General features: G+C 67.9%; 12 protein-coding genes. 10 read left to right on the top strand and 2 right to left on the bottom strand.

Annotation, left to right across the window (positions count from 1 at the left end; translation table 11 throughout):
* The first annotated feature begins 9 nt into the window (after positions 1 to 9).
* The 8 genes from Pla123a_RS02390 (at position 10) to Pla123a_RS02355 (ending at position 14023) form a co-directional block, all read left to right on the top strand.
* The gene (locus Pla123a_RS02390) at positions 10 to 3567 is read left to right on the top strand and encodes an AsmA-like C-terminal region-containing protein (RefSeq protein ID WP_146583924.1); all 3558 of its coding nucleotides are present in this window, start codon (positions 10 to 12) and stop codon (positions 3565 to 3567) included.
* A 148-nt stretch (positions 3568 to 3715) separates the two neighbouring features.
* The gene (locus tag Pla123a_RS02385) at positions 3716 to 5095 is read left to right on the top strand and encodes a hypothetical protein (protein WP_146583923.1); all 1380 of its coding nucleotides are present in this window, start codon (positions 3716 to 3718) and stop codon (positions 5093 to 5095) included.
* 80 nt (positions 5096 to 5175) lie between these two features.
* On the top strand, positions 5176 to 6462 hold the full coding sequence (locus Pla123a_RS02380; RefSeq protein WP_146583922.1) for a serine hydroxymethyltransferase: 1287 nt from the start codon (positions 5176 to 5178) through the stop codon (positions 6460 to 6462).
* 505 nt (positions 6463 to 6967) lie between these two features.
* Complete coding sequence (locus Pla123a_RS02375; RefSeq protein ID WP_146583921.1) at positions 6968 to 7414, top strand: response regulator; 447 nt, start codon at positions 6968 to 6970, stop codon at positions 7412 to 7414.
* A 243-nt stretch (positions 7415 to 7657) separates the two neighbouring features.
* Positions 7658 to 9520, top strand: coding sequence for a hypothetical protein (locus Pla123a_RS02370; RefSeq protein WP_146583920.1), 1863 nt, complete (start codon positions 7658 to 7660; stop codon positions 9518 to 9520).
* 236 nt (positions 9521 to 9756) lie between these two features.
* Positions 9757 to 10578 carry an alpha/beta fold hydrolase gene (locus tag Pla123a_RS02365; RefSeq protein WP_146583919.1) on the top strand — a complete coding sequence of 274 codons (822 nt, stop codon included), beginning with the start codon at positions 9757 to 9759 and terminating at the stop codon, positions 10576 to 10578.
* 73 nt (positions 10579 to 10651) lie between these two features.
* The gene (locus tag Pla123a_RS02360; protein WP_146583918.1) at positions 10652 to 12190 is read left to right on the top strand and encodes a hypothetical protein; all 1539 of its coding nucleotides are present in this window, start codon (positions 10652 to 10654) and stop codon (positions 12188 to 12190) included.
* A 114-nt stretch (positions 12191 to 12304) separates the two neighbouring features.
* Entirely contained in the window at positions 12305 to 14023 is a 1719-nt protein-coding gene (locus Pla123a_RS02355) for a hypothetical protein (protein ID WP_146583917.1), read from the top strand.
* A gap of 89 nt (positions 14024 to 14112) precedes the next feature.
* Here the strand turns inward: Pla123a_RS02355 and Pla123a_RS02350 are convergent, their stop codons facing one another.
* Both Pla123a_RS02350 and ylqF read right to left on the bottom strand, forming a co-directional pair.
* Positions 14113 to 14952 carry a hypothetical protein gene (locus Pla123a_RS02350; protein ID WP_146583916.1) on the bottom strand — a complete coding sequence of 280 codons (840 nt, stop codon included), beginning with the start codon at positions 14950 to 14952 and terminating at the stop codon, positions 14113 to 14115.
* Between the two features lie 266 nt (positions 14953 to 15218).
* On the bottom strand, positions 15219 to 16073 hold the full coding sequence (gene ylqF / locus Pla123a_RS02345; protein WP_146583915.1) for a ribosome biogenesis GTPase YlqF: 855 nt from the start codon (positions 16071 to 16073) through the stop codon (positions 15219 to 15221).
* Between the two features lie 313 nt (positions 16074 to 16386).
* Here ylqF and Pla123a_RS02340 point away from each other — a divergent pair, with 313 nt between their 5' ends.
* Together Pla123a_RS02340 and Pla123a_RS02335 are read left to right on the top strand one after the other, a co-directional pair.
* Positions 16387 to 16803, top strand: a complete 417-nt coding sequence (locus tag Pla123a_RS02340) for a hypothetical protein (RefSeq protein ID WP_146583914.1) — start codon at positions 16387 to 16389, stop codon at positions 16801 to 16803.
* 550 nt (positions 16804 to 17353) lie between these two features.
* Complete coding sequence (locus tag Pla123a_RS02335; RefSeq protein ID WP_146584260.1) at positions 17354 to 18958, top strand: glycine--tRNA ligase; 1605 nt, start codon at positions 17354 to 17356, stop codon at positions 18956 to 18958.
* Positions 18959 to 19166 lie beyond the last annotated feature (208 nt).

The following is a 19166-nucleotide window of genomic DNA, read 5'->3' as shown; positions in this document are numbered from 1 at the left end:
CCCACGCCGATGCCACGCCGCGACAAAACCCGACAGCAGCCGCGGACCCGGCGGCTGCCGCGTGCGCTGCTGCGGCTGGCGATCGTGCTGGCGATCCTCGTCGCGCTCGCGCCGACCATCGCGGTCCGCACGCCGCTGGTGAAGTCGCTGGTCGCCGGCGCCCTGCCGCCCGAGGCGGGCGCGCTAACGCTAGCTTCAGCGGGCGGCGGGTGGCTGTCGCCGATGTCCGCTCAAGGGATCGAGCTCCGCGACGCCCGCGGCGAGCTGGTGTTCGAGGCCCAGGAGGTGCGGCTCAGCCACGGGCTGGTGGGGCTGATCTCGGCCGCCGAGCCGATCAAGGTGCTGCTGGTCAGGCCGACCGCCTACCTCAACGTGCGGCCGGACGGCAGCAATGTGCAGGACCTGGTCGCGGCGATCGAGCGGGCCAAGCCGCCGAGCGATGACCTCGAGCCGCTGGGCGGGCCGCCCGAGATCGCCGGTCGAGAACTCGGCGCGGTCGCGGTCGAGCAGGGCACGCTGTACGTCGCCGAGGCGGCGAGCGGCGGCCGCTGGACCCACCAGGCGATCAACCTGCAGGTCGATCTCGCCGGCGGGCCGTCGACGCTCGCCGCCAGCGCGACGCTCGGCTCGGCGTTCAACCAGTTCCAGCCGATCGCCGACGGCGCCCCGCCGGCAAACTTTGTTATCAAGCCGATTGCCGCCGACCCCGCTGCCGGGAACAGCGGGCAACGGCAGTTCGACCTCGAGCTCACCGCCGCGCCGCTCAACGCGGCCGAGCCGTTCGCGCGGCGACTCGACCCGCGGCTCCGGCTGACCGGCACGGCGACCGGCCGTGGTTTTGTGTCGTGGACGCCCCCGCCGCCCGGTGCGCCGCACTGGGCCGACGCACTGGCGGCCAGCAACCTCAACAGCCAGGGCACGATCGCGATCGACCAGTTCGCGCTGCAGTCGCGGCTGCTCGGGGGCGACACGCTGCGGCTCTCGCGGGTCGAAGCGCCCTGGGCCTTCGTCGCTCAGAACGGCCGGCTCGAGCTCCGCGACGCGAGCGTCGTGTCGGCCGACATCGGCAGCCTCCGCGCCCGCGGCGCGATGAGCGTCACCGAGCTGAAGGACCTGCTCGCGCAGGGCGCCGCCGCCTGGCGGCAGGCAGGGCGTTGGCCGGAGGGGCGGCTCGCTGCCGACCTCGACCTGGCCCGGCTCGCGCAGCTCGCGCCCGCGGCGGTCGCGCTCCGCGACGACGTGCGGCCGGTCTCTGGCCGGCTGACCGCGCAGCTCGAAACGGAAACCAACGCCGGGACCAAAGTCGTCGGCTCGGTGACCGCCAGCGAGCTGGTCGCCGAGGCGGCCGGCAAGCGGATCGGCTGGCAGCAGCCGTTTACGCTCCGCGGCGTTGCGTCCCGCCCCGGGGGGCTGTTCACGGTCGACGCGCTGCGGTGCGAGTCGGAGTTCCTGTGGGGCGACCTCTCCGGCAACCTGACCAACCTGACGGGCAACCTCGGCTTCGACCTCGACAAGCTCGCCGAGCAGGTCGGGCAGTTCGTCGACCTCCGTAACTGGCGCCTGGCCGGCAAGGGCAACGCCGACCTGCGGGTCGAGGCGCCCGACGCCGCCCACCGCAAGGCGACCCTCGTCGCCAGCATGACCGGCGTGATGGTCGCCCGCCGGGGCGAGGTCTACCTCGAAGAAGAGCAGCTCGAAGCCAGCGCGTCGGCCGACTCGACGCTCAACCCAGCAGGCGCGCCCGCGCGGCTCGAGGCGGCGCGGGTCGGGCTCCAATCGGGCGGCGACCTCTTGGTCGTCGACCTGAGAGAGCCCGTTGCGCTCGACGCGCCGGCCGTGGTGGCGCTGGGCGTCGAGCTCAAGGGCGGGCTCACCTCGTGGCAGAACCGCCTGCGGGTGGCGCTGGCGCCGCTGGGGGGCGGCGTCCTGGTCGACAACCTCCGCCTGGCCGGCGACATCAACCTGAAGACCGACGCGCGCCTCGGCGGCGGCGTGCTCCAGCTGTCGGGCCTGGACGCCGCGATCAACCAGCTGGCGGTCGACGGCCTCGGCCTGGCGGTCCGCGAGCCGCGGGCCACAGCCAAGGGCGACTTTGTGTGGGACAGCGCAACCAGCACGCTGGAGTCCCGCCAGGGAGAGCTCGTGACCTCGACCCTGTCGGTCGCCTCGCAGGGGGTCCGCGCGACCGCCGCCGCCGGCCAGCCGGCCGCGTCGGGCAAGCTAGCCCTGCGGGCCGACCTCGCCCGGCTCAACAACTGGTTCGCCGCCAGCGACCGGCCGCAGGCGGTTGGCCAGGTGCAGGGCGCGGTTGAGTTTTCGCAGACCGACGGCACGCTGCGGGCCGTGTTGCAGGGCGCGGGGACCAACATCGCGTTCCTCGACGCCGCCACCAAGCGGCGGCTGCTGGAAGAGCCGCAGCTCGCGGTCAAGGCGACCGCCGCCTACGCCGCGGCGACCGAGCAGCTCACCATCGAGTCGGCCACGGTCACCTCCAACACACTGCAGGTCCAGGCGAGCGGCGGCGCACAGCGCGGCGCGACCCAGCTGAACGGCACGGTCGACTACGACCTCACCGCCCTCGCTCCGGTGATCGCCGGGTACGTCGGCCCCGAGGTCCGGGTTAGCGGCAAGCACCAGGGGCGGTTCAGCCTGACCCGCACCGCCCCCACCCCCCAGCCGACAGGGCCGCAGGCGCCGCTGCCGTGGAGCCGCGCCTGGCGCGGCCGGCTCGAGGCCCCGTGGACCGCCATCAGCCTGTTCGGCCTGCCGATCGGCCAGGGGGCGCTCGGCGTCACGCTGGCCGACGGCGAGGTGAAGCTCGACCCTCTGAACCTGGCGGTCAGCGGCGGCACGCTTACCGGGCAACTCTCCGCGCGGCTCGACCCGCCGCCCGCCGTGTGGGGCGTTGTGGCCGGGCCGATCCTGACCAACGTCCAGGTTACGCCCGAGATCAGCGAGCGGCTGCTCAAGTACATCGCGCCGGTGCTGGCCGACGCCACCCGCAGCCAGGGCCTGTTCTCGCTGCGGGTCGAGTCGGCGGGCGGCCCGCTCAGCCCGCTGAGTCAACTGTCGGCCAAGGGACAGCTCGACGCGCGGTCGGTGATCGTTAACCCCGGCCCGACCACCGTGCAGTGGGTGCAACTCGCCAAGCAGGTCGAGGCGCTCATCAAGAGCGGCGACGCGACCGCCCTGCTCGGCTCGCCCGCCGACGCCACGACGCTGCTGTCGATCAGCGACCGCACCATCAACTTCACCATCGCCAACGGCCGCGTCTTCCACGAGGGGCTGCAGTTCGACGTCGGCGACGTCAGCGTGCAGTCGTCCGGCTCGGTCGGCTTCGACGAATCCCTCGACCTCTTGCTCACGATCCCGGTCAAGGACAGCTGGATCGGCGTCCGCCCGCTGCTGCAGGGCCTCCGCGGCAAGAGCGTACAGATCCCGGTCCGCGGCACCTTCGGCCGCCCCAACATCGACGAGCGGGCGCTGCGCGACCTGTCGAAGGAATTCGTCCGCGATGGCGTGCGGGGCCTGCTCCGAGGCGGCCTCCAACAACTCCTCGGAGAGTAACCCATAGCCGGCGAGCTACGCCTCGGCGGAACTGTTCTTAATGCATCGACCCCCTTTAGCTCGACGACCTAGGGCGTTGCCCCAGGCTACGGTGAGATTGGCCGTTGGCCAATGGCTGCGTTGGTCGCGGAATGGATTGGTCGCTGCAGTGCTGGCATGCGGCTCCGGCGGCTTACGCCGCCGGCTCTTGGTGCTCGCAGCGGTCGCCGTGCTGACGTTGCCAATGGTGGTGTTTGCTCAAACGAGCTGGCCGACCCCACCTGCGATCGACGCCGCGCGGCTCGAGCGCCAGGGCCTCCGCATGCTCGCTGGCGAGCACCTAACGCTGATCACCGACCTGCCATCCGATCCGGAAGTCGACGCCCTGCCCCGCGTGTTCGACGCGGCCGTGCCGCTGTGGTCCGAGCGGTTCGGCGTCGACCCGCAGCAGACCCGCGGCTGGCGTGTGCAGGGGTTCCTGATCGGCGACCGCGAGCGGTTCCGGCCCGGCGGCCTGCTGCCCGACGGCGGCGAGAGCTTCCCGCATGGGCTCTCCAAGGGCTACCAGCTGTGGGTCATGGAGCAGGACGCGGCGTACTACCGGCAGGACCTGCTGCTGCACGAGGGGACGCACAGCTTCATGGCAACCCAACTCGGCGGCTGCGGGCCGGGCTGGTACATGGAAGGGATGGCCGAGCTGCTCGGCATGCACACCTGGGACGCCGAGACCGGCCAGCTGCGGCTCGGCGTGGTGCTGACCGACGGGCCCGAAGCGCGGTCGGTCGGCCGCGTCGGCCTGCTGCAGGAGGCGGTCGCCGAGAAGCAGGCGTTCTCCATCCCGGCGGTGATGAAGATCGACAACCGCCGCATCCTGCCCAACCGCTCGTACGCGTGGGTCGGCGCGCTGGCGACCGTGCTCGACCACCACCCGCGCTACCAGGAGCGGTTCCGCGAGCTATCGAGCCACGTGCTCGACCCCGACTTCAACGAGCGTTTCCAAGCAGCCTACGCCGATGACTGGTCCGACCTGTCGCTCGAGTGGCGGATATTCATCACCACGATCCAGTACGGCTACGACATCGAGCGCGAAGCTATCGACTTCCAACCAGGCAAACCGCTAGCGTCGACCGCCAGGTCGTCTATCGCCGCCGACAAAGGCTGGCAGTCCACCGGAATCCTCCTCGAAGCCGGCCAGCAGTACCAACTCACCGCCGAGGGCAAGTTCACGATCGCCGTCGAGCCCACCAAAGGGCCCGAGGGCCAACCGGTCGAGAGCACCGCCGGCGGCATCAGCCTCGACTACCACAACGGCCGCCCGCTCGGCGTGCTGCTCGCAGCGATCGACCCCCGCGACGCGGCGGGCCAGAAGGTATCTGCGACCGCCACCGGCGGCTTCTTCGCCCCCGTGCCACTCGGCGCCGCGTCGACCTTCCGGGCGCCCTACTCCGGCACGCTCTACCTGCGGGTGAACGACTCGCCGGCCAAGCTGGCCGACAATAGCGGGGAACTCCGCGTCACGGTGGCAACGGCCGGTGATTCCGCCGATTGACACCCCCCGGGCACACTTCGACAATACAGGGACTCCCCCACCGCTACCTCACAGGCCCCCTGACCCCGTTCCCCTCACAAATGAACTTTATCGAAGCCAACGACCCCGACGTTTGGGCAGCCATCGCCAGCGAGATCGAGCGCCAGCAGGACGGCCTGGAGATGATCGCCAGCGAGAACTACACGAGCCCCGCCGTGATGCAGGCGGCCGGCAGCGTGCTGACCAACAAGTACGCCGAGGGGTACCCGGGCCGCCGCTACTACGGCGGCTGCGAGCACGTCGACGTGGTCGAGGACCTGGCCCGCAACCGGGCCAAGGAGCTGTTCGGGGCCCCCGTCGGCAAAGATATTTTCGCCAACGTGCAGCCGCACTCGGGAGCCCAGGCCAACACGGCCGTGTTCCTCGCCCTGCTCGAGCCGGGCGACTGCGTGCTGGGCCTCGACCTGGCGCACGGCGGCCACCTGACGCACGGCATGAAGCTGAACATCAGCGGCATGCTGTACGACTTCCACGGCTACCAGACCCGCAAGGAAGACTGCCGCATCGACTTCGACCAGGTCGCCAAGCTGGCCCGCGAGCACAAGCCGAAGCTGATCATCGCCGGCGCCAGCGCGTACCCGCGCGAGATGGACCACCCGAAGTTCAAGGAGATCGCCGACGAGGTGGGCGCCAAGCTGATGGTGGACATGGCCCACTACGCCGGGCTGGTCGCCGCCGGGCTGCACAACAACCCGGTCGAGGTCGCCGACGTGGTGACCACCACCACCCACAAGACGCTCCGCGGCCCCCGCGGCGGTTTGATCCTCGCGAAGAAGGACTTCGCCAAGGTCCTCAACAGCCGCGTGTTCCCCGGCACCCAGGGCGGCCCGCTGATGCATGTGATCGCCGGCAAGGCGGTCTGCTTCGGCGAGGCCCTCAAGCCCGAGTTCAAGACCTACGCCCAGAACGTCATCGACAACGCCCAGGCGCTGGCAGACGCGCTGCTGGCGGGCGGGCTGTCGCTGGTCTCCGGCGGCACGGACAACCACCTGATGCTGGTCGACGTCACGCCGTTCGGCATCGGCGGCAAGACCGCCGAGACCGCGCTGGACGCCTGCGGCATCACGGTCAACATGAACATGATCCCGTTCGACGAGCGGAAGCCGATGGACCCGTCCGGCATCCGCATCGGCACGCCGGCGCTGACCACCCGCGGCATGGGCCAGGCCGAGATGAAGACCATCGGCGGCTGGATCGTCGAGGCCCTGCAAAAAGCCGACGACGCCGCGGCGCACGAGAACATTCGCCAGCAGGTCAAGTCGCTCTGCAAGGAGTTCCCCGTGCCGGCCGCCGCGCTGGCGGCGGACGAAACGGCTGTGATGAGCTAGCCGGACAGGATGGGATTCACCACAAAGCCACCAAAGACAGATCGACCACGAAGGGCACAAAGGACACGAAGCAGCGCGGTGATGCCTCTACCGTGTTCGCATTGAAACAATTACTTGCCGACCTCCGCACCTGGCGACGTCGGCGTGTGTTTCAAGAAGGCAAGACGGTACCGCGGTTATTGCTCGCGATATTCGGCGAGATGTGCTTGAGCTTTCCACCGACAAGATTGATAACGGGATCGTAACGGCGCAGATTCGCACGATGAACTTGCTTTACTCCGCCCAGGGCCTTGCGGAGCCGCCCGACTCTGGTCCGCCAGAAGAGGTTCAACTTGATGAGCTTTGGCGCTGGGCCGGTCAAAGTTGGGGTGGGCTTCCAGAGGGAACATCCGTCGTTCAGCAGACCGACCATCAAGTTCAACATCAGTCTTCGTGACCTTTGTGTCCTTTGTGGTTAAATCAAAACTTCACGGCCCATAGCCTCAGCGATAAATCAAACGTCTCCATGGCTGATACCGAAAAACCCCGCGTCCTGATTGCCGACGACAACGAGCCCAACGTCGAGCTCCTCGAGGCGTACCTCGCTGGCCTGGACATCGAGACCGAGATCGCCGTCGACGGGCAGGACACGCTCGACAAGGTGGCGGCGTTCAAGCCGAACCTGCTGCTCTTGGACGTGATGATGCCCAAGCTGAGCGGGTTCGAGGTCTGCCAGCGGCTCAAGTCCGACCCGGCCACCTCCGGCGTGATGATCCTGATGGTCACCGCGCTCAACGAGCTGGGCGACATCGAGCGCGCCGTCGAGGCCGGCACCGACGACTTCCTGTCGAAGCCCGTGAACAAGTTCGAGCTTTTGAAGCGGGTCGAGAACATGCTCAAGCTCAGCAGCGTCACCGACGAGGTCGAGCGGCTGCGGCGCTACATCGAGGCGATGGAACGCCGCGGGGAGTAGGCGGCGCGGCCAACAGAGCAAGCTGCGCAGCAGCGAGCCCGAATCTCCCTCCCCCACGGGGGGAGCCCGTACTGTCTGGTAAACGGGAGGGAGGGGGCACGGCCGCAAATCAGAGGACGCGTTCAACAGCTAGACAATCCCGCGACGCCAAGACGCAAGTACAGGCACACGCTCACCGCTAGAAACCGTACCCCCTCCCCTAACCCCTCCCCCCGTGGGGGAGGGGGATTCGCAGAGGCCCTTATGCCTAAGCTCAGCGTCGCCACGCTGGTCGCCCTCTTCCTGGCTCTCTCTCCGAGCAGTCCCACGCTCGCCGACCCCACGCCGGTCGAGCTGCAGCAGCGGGCGCCGGGGTTGATCAAGCAGCTCGGCAGCGAGCAGTACGCCGAGCGCCGCGCCGCGCAGCGGGACCTGGCGGACATCGGTCTCGCCGCGTTCGACGTGTTGTACGCCGCCCGCGAGAACGAGGACCTGGAGATCGCCTCGACCGCCGAGCGGCTGCTCTCGGAGATGACCATCTACTGGTCGCAGCCGGGCGACTCGGCCCGCGTCCGCGACTCGCTGGAAGACTACGGCCGGTTGGACGTCGACGAGCGGGCCGACACCGTGGCCGAGCTCGGTGGGCTTGGCCAGCGTGAAGGGCTGGCGCCGCTCTGCCGGGTCGCCCGCTTCGACCTCTCCGAGCGGGTCGCGGCCAAGGGGGCGGCGTTGGCGATGTACCTCTCGGCTACCGAGGCCGACAGCCTGACCGGTCAGCAGTACCGCGTGCCGGAGGATGCGCGGCGGCGGCTGCGGCTCGTGCTCGACGAGCTCACCCAGGACTACGGCCCGAGCACCCGCCAGGCGACGCGCTGGCTGCAGCGGTTCGTCGACCAGGCCGACCAACCCGCCGAGGCGGCCGACGCCTGGCGCCGCGAGCTGGCGACCCTGCAGTCGCGGATCGAGGCCGGCCAGTCGGATGTCGAGCCGAACGTGCTCGACTCGCTCTACTGGAACCTGCTGCGGGTCGAGCTGCAAGCGGGCAAGCAGCAGGCCGCCGCGGCGACCGCCCGCTGGCTCGCCGCAGAGAACGCGTCGGCCGCCGCGGGCGTCCTCCAGCGGGCGTTCGACTGGATGGACCAGGCCGGCGCCGACGCCACGGTCGACAGCGTGCTGACCGGGCGGCCCGTCATGCCCTACCTCGAGACTCAGCCCGGCCTGTACCTGGCGGCCGGCGCGCGCCGCAAGCAGGGCCGCGAGCAGGAGGCCCAACAGCTGGCCGACCAGGCGTTCGCGGTCGGCCCTCAGCCACGCGACAACCAGGGCCGCCAGCGGCCACTGTTCGACGGCCGGGTAATCGCCGGCGACCGGCTCCGCCAGGAGGGACAAATCGACTGGGCGGAGCGCGAGCTGCGGGCGGCGATCGAGGAGTCCGGCCTGCTCTCGGCCGACGGGGCCTACGCCGCGTGGCTGCTTTCCGACCTGCTGCAGGACGACAACCAGCCGGTCGAGGCCGCCGCGGTGCTGAAGTCGCTGCTCGCCGAGATCCAACTCAACGAGGAGAACCAGAACCAGTACCAGCAGCTCACCGAAAACCGCAGCAACTACTTCCGCCCGCTCGCCGAGCTGAGTGCGTACGAGGCCTACTACCGCGCCCTCGCCCACCGGGACGCCGGCGAGGCGTCCGCCGAGCGGGCCGCCCTGCTCGAGGCCTTCGGGCACGACCCGACCAACGCCGACATCCCAATCGCGATGCACCGCGCTTCGCGGCCGGGCGAGGAGTACCGCACGGTCACGGTCGAGCACATCCACACGCTGGCCGACGCGCTCGAGGAGCAGATCGACCAGGACCCCAGCAACTCGCAGCCGTACAACCAGTGGGCGTGGCTGATCGCCAACACCGAGGGCGACTTCGACAAGGCGGTCCGTTACTCGCTGCGTTCACTCGAGATCAGCAAGCAGAACCCTGGGTACCTCGACACCCTCGGCCGCTGCTACTACGCCGCCGGCGACCTTGAAAAAGCGGTCGAAACGCAGCGCCGCGCCGTCGAGCTCTCGCCCCAATACAAGGTGATGCAGCGCCAGCTCGAGTTCTTCGAGCAAGAGCTGTCGAAGCAGAAGCAGTAACGCGCGGCCCATTCACAGCGCAAGCTGCGCAGCAGCGAGCGCGTGTCTCCCTCCCCTTTGGGGGGAGCCCGTATTGCCAGGGGAACGGGTGGGAGGGGGTCGGGCCGCAAATCAGAGAACGCGTTCAACAGCGAGAACCTGGTTGAGAGTACAGGCATACGTATTCAGACAGACACCGTACCCCCTCCCCTAACCCCTCCCCCCAAGGGGGAGGGGGATAAGCGAACACCAGCACTATGCCCAACACCCAGACCATCCCTGTCAACGACATCGCGATGCACGTCCGCACGGAGGGCGCCGGCATCCCGGTGCTGCTGGTGCACGGATTCCCCCTCGACCACACCATGTGGGACGCGCAGGTCGAGGTCCTGGCCGAGCACTGCCGCGTGATCGCGCCCGACCTACGCGGGTACGGCGCCACCGAGCTCGCCGACGCGGGCGACCCGCCCAAGATCACGATGCAGCAGTACGCCGACGACCTCGCCGCGCTGCTCGACGCGCTCGGGGTCGACGAGCCGGTGGTCTACGCTGGGTTCTCGATGGGGGGCTACATCGGCTGGCAGTTCGTCAAGAACCACCGCGACAAACTCCGGGCGTTGGTGCTGGTCGACACGCGTGCTTCGGACGATGCCGACGACGCCCGCAAGATGCGGCTCAAGATGGCCAACCACGTCCAGGAGTGGGGCGCCGAGAAGGTCGCCGAGGCGATGATCCCCAAGCTATTCGCCGAGAGCAGCCTCGACGCCCTGCACCCGATGGTCGCCCGCACCCGCGAGGTGATCAGCGCGACCAACCCGCTGGCGATCGCCGCCGCGCAGCGGGGCATGGCCGAGCGTCCCGACTCGACGCCCGACCTGGCGGGCATCAACGTCCCGACGATGGCGATCGTCGGCGCCGAGGACCAGCTCAGTCAGCCCGAGGAGGTGCAGCGTGTGGTCAACGCGATCCCCAACGCCGGCCTGGTCGTGATCCCCGCCGCGGGCCACATGGCCCCGGTCGAGCAGCCGGACGCGGTAAACCTGGTGCTGACGGAGTTTGTGAAGTCGCTCAACGCATAGAGCGATCGCAGGCCGGAACAAGCGCAGCGCGGTTTCGGCCCGCGTTATCCATCGCTGCGGCCGCTACCGAATCATGAACGCTCCCCCACCCCGCAAGCGATCGTGGTTCCGCCGCCTTGTCCGGCTCGGCTGCTTCCTGGGCGTCGCGGTGCTCTGCCTGATCGCAGGTCTGATCACGTGGCTGGGCGTGTACCTGAACGGCACGCCGGTCGTTGCGGACGCTCTGCCGGACGGCGATGTGGCGGATGCAACCGTCAGCGCGCCGCTCGGGGGTGGGCTCGACGGCTTCGAGTCGCCCTACCTCGGCCACACCGGCAGCTGGAACGGCTCGGGCGGGGCCATGTTTGGCGGGTCGAAGACCGACGCGCTCGACAAGGAAGCCGCGATGGGTCTGCGGTGGACTTTCATGTGCGTGTACTGGAACAAGCTGGAGCCCGACGGGCCGGTGACGGATCTGACGAGCCCGCCCGAGGCCTGGCGGCGGCTCGACGCGTTCGTGGTGGCGGCCCACCAACGTGGGCTCAACATCCTGATGCAGGCGCCGGTGGTGGGCGGCAACGCGGGCGGGCCGCCGGCGTGGGCAGGCCGGCGCGAGCCGGGCAAGTCGGCGCCCAAGGACATGCAGGCGGCGGCCGACTTCGCGGGGCGGTTGGCCCAGCGGTACGCGCCCGGCGGCGTGCTCGCTTCCCAGCAGGGCTGGGGCGCCGACTACGGCGTGCGGGCGTGGGAGCTGGACAACGAGCCGGAGTCGTACCGCACCAGCTGGTCCGGCCAGGCGGGCGACTACGCCGAGTTCGTCACGCTCGTGAGCCAGTCGATCCGCCGGCACGACCCCGCGGCGGTGATCGTGGCGCCGGGCTGCGCCGGCGGCGGGCACGCGAACGAGTGGATCCGCCAGACGCTCGACGCGGGCGCGCTGCACGGCTCGCCTGACTACCGCACCACTGGGCAGGCCTACTCGATCGGCCCGGCGATCAACGCGGCCAGCTTCCACGTGTACGAGGGGATGGACTCGTTCGTGACCGGCACGCCGCGGACCATCGAGACCGTCTACGCCGAGCAGCGTCCGCTCTACGACGCGTGGGCCGAGCGCGCCGGCGCCGCCCCGCCGCGGGAGTACTGGCACACCGAGGGGAACTACGACTTCCTGGGCGTCACCTCCGCCCGCCGGCGGGCCGACTGGCGGTGGCAGTTTTTCACCCGCGCGTTCGCGGCGGGGGTCGACAAGGTGTGCGTGATGGACGCATCGCAGGCCGAGCAAACGGCCGTCCGCCTGTACGTGAGACACCTGCCGGCGCCAACTCCCATGCGCAACGCCACAGACGAGGCGCGGCTAATCGCCGGCCAAGCGGCTGTGTTCGTGCACGATGATCCTGCGCACGACGGTCCTCCACCCGATGACGGCCACCACAGCGGACGCGTGTGGGTCGCGTGGGCGCTGCCCGGCGGCGAGGCCGCGGAGGTCGAGATCCCCGTGGTCAATGACGAGATCGTGGTGGTCGGCACCACCGGACGCGAGGAGACCAAGCGGCCGAGCGGCGGCGTCGTGCGGCTGCGGCTGCCGGCGGACAAGGCGATCACGCCGTCGGTGATGGTGGTCGACCGGCCGTGACGATGGCGAGCGTACCTACGGCGCCGGACCCACGAGAAGCCCAAGCCAATATTCGCCTGCGGCGATTCTCACCGGCTGCCTATAATGGCAAGCTAGGCATTTCTCTCGCTGGCCTTGAATCGCGATGAACTGGCCCGACGATCCCGGCAACTGATGCAACCAAGACGCTCCTATCGCTGGTCGGAAGTTCTCGCCGCCACACGCACAAGGCTTGCGGCCGTCGTGGTTGTTTGCTTGTGCTGCGCGGCGCCGGCCTCCGCGCAATTCGACACCGTGATTAATGCGCCGCCTGCAAACGTGCCGAGCTCGCTTGGCTCATCGACGCAGCTGAACGTGGCCGAACTCGGCCGAATGCCGGTCCACTTTGTAGCGGGATCGCCTGACGGCACTAGCACGAATATCGAAGTTAACCTGTACGGCGGTCGCCTCAGCCGTACATTTAGTGCCAATGCGGGCAGTGTTGTGAACTTCATCGATGGTGAGTACAGCACCAGCTTTATGTCGTTCAATGCAGGCAGTGAGCTGCTCGTTTCCGGTGGCACAAGCATGTTTGATGATACTGGACCGCGAGTCAACGCTTATTCCGGCAGCCGAGTTGAGATCAGCGGTGGGGCTATGCGTTCAAGCATCTACGCAATGCAAGATAGTCGAGTCACTGTATTTGGTGGAGAGACTGCCTACGTTTCTGCAGAAGCCAACAGTGAAATCGAAATCAGCGGCGGCATGGTCTTCGGCTTGATGGCCGAACCCGATAGCAATGTCACGATCAGGGGTGGCAACTTTGGGTTCGCATTTATGGCGAGTGCAGGAAGCAACGTTGAATTCATCGGCGGAGAATACAAGCACAACGGAACGGCCTTCACCGAAACCGAAATCAGCCTGTCTGACGGCGACCTATTCACGGGCGTGTTCGCCGATGGCTCACCGTTCATCTTCACCAGCGAAAACAGTGACGCCTTATCCGGGGTAAAGCTTACCCAGCACTCCCTGCCACCGCCCGACTTCAATCCGATCTTGGTGGACACGGCGAATCCATCTATGGTCTCTGGGTTGCGGGCCGGACAGTCAATGACCCTTGGTACGGGTGGGGTTCTCAATCGCAACTTCGCTATCGTTGACGCTTCGCTTGATATCGATGGGGGAACGCTCGGGAAAACTAGCGAAGCCATCGGCAGCACCATCAACCTCCGATCAGGACGCATAAGCGAAGTCTTTCAGGCCTACGAGGACAGTATTATCAATGTCAGCGGGGGTGTTGTTGAGCAGTTCTTTTTCGCCCAACCAGGCAGCACCGTTAACATCAGCGGGGGGCAAATCTCGAGTGCTTTCTTTCCAGCCGCCAGGAGCGAGATCAATGTCACGGGACTCGCGTTCCTGGTTAACGGCGAGCCCCTGCCGGGACTAACTCCCGATTTGCCCTTCTTGCTTTCTAAGCGCAACGTCAATTTGTCGGGGATACTGAGCGATGGGACTCACTTCAGCTTTGATCTGAACGCCGATGGCCAAGCGCCATTTCAGTTCTCCCCCGACGCGAAGCTAACCCTCGCGCTGGTCGCGCCGCTCCCGGGCGATTACAACGCCGACGGCGTCGTCGACGCGGCCGACTACTCCGTCTGGCGCGACAACCGCGACGCCCCGGCCGGCACGCTCCCCAACGACCCGAGCGGCGAACCGATCGGCGCGGCGCAGCTCGTAGCCTGGCGGGCCAATTACGGCGCCGGCCTGTCGACGCCTGCCGCGGCGAGCGTGCCCGAGCCGGGAAACTTGCTGGCCATGCTCGTAGTGGTCGGATTGGGCGCCAGGCTCATCCGACACCGGCCCACGCCGGCCTAAGCCTGTAGGCCGGAACAAGCCCAGCGCGGTTCCGGCGCTTGCAGGTCGGTCTGCCGGAACGGCGTTATCGCTTGTTCCGGCCTACTCTTCTACTCCCCCGAACGCCAGGCGGTGAACCTGCGGCCCGCGCGGTCAAAGCCCTTCAGGTGGGGCTCGTCGGCGCGGACGTAGCGCCACTGGCTGTCGCCGAACACCTCGCGCACCAGCGCGGCCGCGGCCGGGTCGTACTCGCTGAGCTCCGCGCGGGTGTTGACGTGGTTGTGCACACTGTCGTTCTCGCGGTTGGTGTCGAACCACGACTGCACCGCCTCGGCGAAGTACTCGTCCTTGTTCTCGGCGGCGTACATCCCCTTCCAGAGGCCGTTGTCGAGCGACGCGCGATAGGCCGCCTGCAGGCGGTTGTCGAAGGTGGGGTCGAGGTCGTTGACCGCCATTTGGTGGATCGCGTGGGCGAACTCGTGCACCAGGATCGACTCGGTGCGGTAGGGGTCGCCGGCCAGGTGCAGCAGGTTCTCCTCGCCGCAGGACACGGCGGGCCGCTGGCGGGTCGCGCCGAGGCCCCGAGCGCGGCGGTTCCAGTAGCTGGCGGGCGTCAGGTCGGAGTGCTCGGGCAGGTCGGTCGTGACCTCGCTGGCGGCCATCACGGCCAGGCGGATGCGGTTCTCGGCGAGCTTCTTGAGGATGTCGGGCCGGCTACCGAGCATCTGGCAGACGGTGTGCGCGGCCTCGTGGAGGGCGGCGTCAGAGACCTTGGCCGAGGCGACGATCGGGAACCCCTCGACGACGACCGCCTTTTGGTAGTGCGGGGCGAGCGAGAACGCCGCTCGGAGCTCCGCGGTGGGGGGCTCGATGGGGGCGGGCGCGTCATCGGCAACGGCGGTCGACGCGATGAGCAACGCAAAGATAGCGATCGATGTGCGGCTACGCATGACACTCCTCCCAATGACAAGAATGCCGCGGCCTTGCAGCGTTGCTCGCCCCAACAAGATCCAATGGCCAACGGACATTCTCACCGTAGCCTAGGGCATCGCCCTAGGTCACGGTCAGCCAGCAATCATCATTCTAAACCCAACACGCGGCGCCGGGGTGGGGTTGGCCTTCAGCCAATGGGGTGGCGCCGCCAACCTGCCTAGGGCGATGCCCTAGGCTACGGTGAGGTTGGGCGTTGCCCAACGCACGGCCGGACGCGGCGAGCCTACTCCTCGCCGCTCTCGCGGATCGCCATCTCGGGGGTCTCGAGGGTGAGCGGTCCGAGGGCGCCGTTGCGGAGGTCGGTGATAAACGCCTTGGACGCGCGTTCGTAGTCGACCACGCCCCCCTTCCGCAGGCAGCCGGTCCGCTTGCCGACTGCGTCGAGCAGCGCGACCGCGCCGGCGGGCTTCTCTTCGAGGTTGTAGCGACTGGCCAGGCCCTCGTAGTAGTGGTCGAGCAGGTAACCGCAGATGTAGAACGCCACGTCCTCGTACTCTAGCGCGCTCTCTTTGACAGCGCCGGTGGCGGCCAGGCGGAAGCCGCTGTGCTTGCTCTCGATCCGCGGCCAGAGGATGCCGGGCGTGTCGAGCACCACCACGCCGCGGCCGACGTCCACTTCCTTCTGGCTCTTGGTGATGGCGGGCTCGTTGCCGACCTTGGCCACCTTGCGGCCCGCCAGGATGTTGATCAGCGTCGACTTGCCGACGTTCGGCACGCCGGCGATCATCGTGCGGACCGGCTTGTTGACGCTCGACCGGGCGGGCGCCATCTTCTGGCAGACCTCGGTGAGCCGCGCGATCGTGCCGGCCTGCTTGGTCGAGATCGGCCGGGCGCGGACGCCCGTCTCGCGTTCGAAGTGCGCCTGCCAGGCGGCGGTCTGGACCGGGTCGGCCAGGTCGGACTTGCTGAGCACCTTGAGGCACGGCTTCTTGCCGCGGAGCTCGGCGAGCATCGGGTTCTCGCTGCTGAACGGGATCCGCGCGTCAAGCAGCTCGATGATCACGTCGATCCGTGGCAGCACCGCGCGGATCTGCTCCTGGGCCTGGTGCATGTGGCCGGGGAACCACTGGATGCTCATACGACGCGACTTTCTCTGGTCAGCTAGGGGGAACCTGCGGCGCGCGGCCAGCCACCCGCCCGGCGGCGCCCGAGACCGCCCATCATACCGCGAATCCCTCCGCTGGGGGGCTCGGTCTTCCTCATGCACGCATGGGGCGCTAACGATCTACTCGCTCAGGTTTGCCAGGTTTTCCGGCCGCGCTGCAAAAGAATGATTTTTCTCGCCGGAAACGACATTGCACGATCGCCGATACCACGCAATAACGAGGGTCCCACCTGGCCAATCCTACCTGGCCGAACTACAGGCGATTTCTCAAAGGCTGTACTGTCCCATGCTGAAGAAGTTCTCGCGCTCTAGCAGCGCCCCCGCCCAAGATGCGCCCGTTGCGGACCTTCCCACCCGCCGCACGTTCTGGTCCATCTTCCTCCCCGCCATCGGCACCTTCACGCTGATGCTCATGCTCACCCTAACGCTGGCGAATGGCCACGGTCACACCCCGAGTGACACCTACCCGGTGTGGGCCGCCCAACACCTGCTGACCACGCCGCTGACGCTGATGGCGGGCGGCATCCTGATGCCGATTACGCTGAACTACATGGCCGGCCTGGCGGTGCACCTGGCCGCCTGGAGCGTTTTTGTGCTGAGCCTCCGCACCGGCTGGCTGACGCAGATCGTCAACGGCCTGCGTGCGATCGCCCCGGCCCGCGCTGAGATCGAGTACCCGCAGGCGATGCCGCACGCCGCCTAGGTCACGCCGCCTAGGTTTGGCCTCTGCCGCGGCCTATCGCCGGGGGCATGCCCCCTGCTATCTATCGTTCGAGCCGCCCAGGGCATCGGTCTTGGGCGGCTCGAACGCTGCGCGGATCACACCTCTTGCCTGCCGGATGGTTGCTGCAAAAAGCCGCGCAGCGCGAGATAATGAGGGACTGGGCCGGGAACTGTATCTGGGCCCCACGGCCGGGCGTCGGAGCACGTCAGGTGCGTCTACGCAGCGCACAAAACCTGGCAGACAAAACCCCGTCGGCGGGCTCGCCGCCGGACGCGACAAAACCTGCTATGCCAGTGTGAAACGAGCGCCAGGAGGAAGACTCGGCTGGGGTTTTGTCCCCTCCGATCGTTTTTTCGGACAAAACCGACCGCTACTCGGGGTCCCGGCCGGCAGGAATCCGAGCCGCCGTAGGCGCTTGCCGGGCGTGGCAACTAGAATCTAGGGTTCCCATCCACCCGATGGGGGGACGCACTTCACCGCAATCGCCCATCAACAATCGCCTAGTCAACCAAGCGTCACGACCATGGAAATGGAAAAGCTGGTCTCCCTCTGCCGCCGGCGGGGGTTCCTGTTTCAGTCGAGCGAGATCTACGGGGGCCTGAACGGCTTCTGGGACTACGGCCCGCTGGGCGTCGAGCTGAAGCGGAACGTCAAAGAGGCGTGGTGGCAGGACATGGTCAGCGGCCACGACGAGCTCACCCAGCACGAGGGAGCGCCCAGCACCTTCGAGATGGTCGGCCTCGACTGCACGATCATCATGCACCCGCAGGTGTGGAAGGTGTCGGGGCACTACGACCTGTTCTGCGACCAGATGGTCGACTGCCGAGAGACTAAGAAGCGTTACCGCTACGACCAGGTGCAGGGCCGCTGGGCCGAGGCCAAGGACAAGCGGGTGTTCGTCACCTCGGTGGCCGAGGAGGTCGAGGACGACATCGCCAAGCGGGGGCTGAAATGCTTCAATCTCCGCAACAAAGACGCCGACCAGGTGAAGTGGGACGGGCCGATCGTCTCGCTCGACAAGCTGTCGATGGAGGAGCTGGCGTCGGCCTACGGACCGGACGCCAAGGAGGTCGGCACGCTGACCGAGCCGCGTGACTTCAACCTAATGTTCAAGACCATCGTCGGCGCGATGGGCTCGGAGAAGGACGCCGCGTACCTCCGCCCCGAGACCGCGCAGGGCATCTTCGTCAACTTCAAGAACGTGCTCGACAGCACTCGCGTGCGGCTGCCCTTGGGCATCGCGCAGATCGGCAAGAGCTTCCGCAACGAGATCACGCCGCGGAACTTCACGTTCCGCAGCCGCGAGTTCGAGCAGATGGAGATCGAGTTCTTCTGCCACCCGAACGACTCGGCCAAGTGGTACCAGTACTGGCGCGACCGCCGCTTCAAGTGGTACACCGACCACGGCCTGGCGGGCGAGCGGCTGATCCTCCGCGACCACGACCCGGACGAGCTGTCTCACTACTCGACCGGCACGGCCGACGTCGAGTACGCGTTCCCGTTCCTGCCGGAGGGCGAGTACGGCGAGCTGGAGGGGATCGCCCACCGCGGCGACTTCGACCTGCGGAGCCACATGGAGGGCAAGCTCGACCCGAACTCCTGCCCGCTCGAGGTGCAGAAGGGCGAGGACGGCAAGCCGGTGCACCGCGGCAGCGGCAAGGACCTCACCTACCGCGACGACCTGACCAACGAGCGGTACACGCCGCACGTGATCGAGCCGTCGGCCGGCGCCGACCGCGCGACGCTCGCCTTCCTCTGCGAGGCCTACCACGAGGACCAGCAGCCGGACGACAAGGGCAAGATGCAGACACGCACCGTGATGCGGTTCCACCCGCGGCTCGCGCCGATCAAGGCCGCCATCCTGCCGCTGGTCAAGAAGGACGGCATGCCCGAGATCGCCCGCGACCTGTACCGCGCGCTGAAGAAGAAGATGCCGGTCGAGTACGACGAGAAGTCGGCCATCGGCCGCCGGTACCGCCGCCAGGACGAGATCGGCACGCCGTACTGCCTGACCGTCGACGGCCAGACCCTCGAGGACCAGACCGTCACGCTCCGCGACCGAGACTCCCTGGAGCAGGTCCGCGTCAAGCTGGACGACGTGCAGAGTGAGATCGAGCAGCGGATCAACGGGTAGCAGGAGGGGCGCCGGTTCTGCTGTCTAGCGGAGCGAGCGGTTCCCCCTAGCCGACGGATTACATCCGTCGGAGGCTCCGGTGCGTGCTCCCCTCCAAGGGCAATCCGATGGATGTAATCCATCGGCTACTGGATCAACACTGCCAACAATTTGACGCGTGCGTCCGCAATCCGAACAATGAAGCAAGGGCCGCTGCTTTCTTGTCACG

The sequence above is a fragment of the Posidoniimonas polymericola genome, from assembly GCF_007859935.1.
Lineage (GTDB): Bacteria > Planctomycetota > Planctomycetia > Pirellulales > Lacipirellulaceae > Posidoniimonas > Posidoniimonas polymericola.
Note: the sequence above shows the minus strand (reverse complement) of the source record. Positions and strands in the feature narration are given on the sequence as shown.

Coding starts and splice junctions, on each gene's coding strand:
- Pla123a_RS02390 (WP_146583924.1), top strand. CDS start 10: ATGCCACGCCGCGACAAAACCCGACAGCAGCCGCGGACCCGGCGGCTG.
- Pla123a_RS02380 (WP_146583922.1), top strand. CDS start 5,176: ATGAACTTTATCGAAGCCAACGACCCCGACGTTTGGGCAGCCATCGCC.
- Pla123a_RS02375 (WP_146583921.1), top strand. CDS start 6,968: ATGGCTGATACCGAAAAACCCCGCGTCCTGATTGCCGACGACAACGAG.
- Pla123a_RS02370 (WP_146583920.1), top strand. CDS start 7,658: ATGCCTAAGCTCAGCGTCGCCACGCTGGTCGCCCTCTTCCTGGCTCTC.
- Pla123a_RS02365 (WP_146583919.1), top strand. CDS start 9,757: ATGCCCAACACCCAGACCATCCCTGTCAACGACATCGCGATGCACGTC.
- Pla123a_RS02360 (WP_146583918.1), top strand. CDS start 10,652: ATGAACGCTCCCCCACCCCGCAAGCGATCGTGGTTCCGCCGCCTTGTC.
- Pla123a_RS02350 (WP_146583916.1), bottom strand. CDS start 14,952: ATGCGTAGCCGCACATCGATCGCTATCTTTGCGTTGCTCATCGCGTCG.
- ylqF (WP_146583915.1), bottom strand. CDS start 16,073: ATGAGCATCCAGTGGTTCCCCGGCCACATGCACCAGGCCCAGGAGCAG.
- Pla123a_RS02340 (WP_146583914.1), top strand. CDS start 16,387: ATGCTGAAGAAGTTCTCGCGCTCTAGCAGCGCCCCCGCCCAAGATGCG.
- Pla123a_RS02335 (WP_146584260.1), top strand. CDS start 17,354: ATGGAAAAGCTGGTCTCCCTCTGCCGCCGGCGGGGGTTCCTGTTTCAG.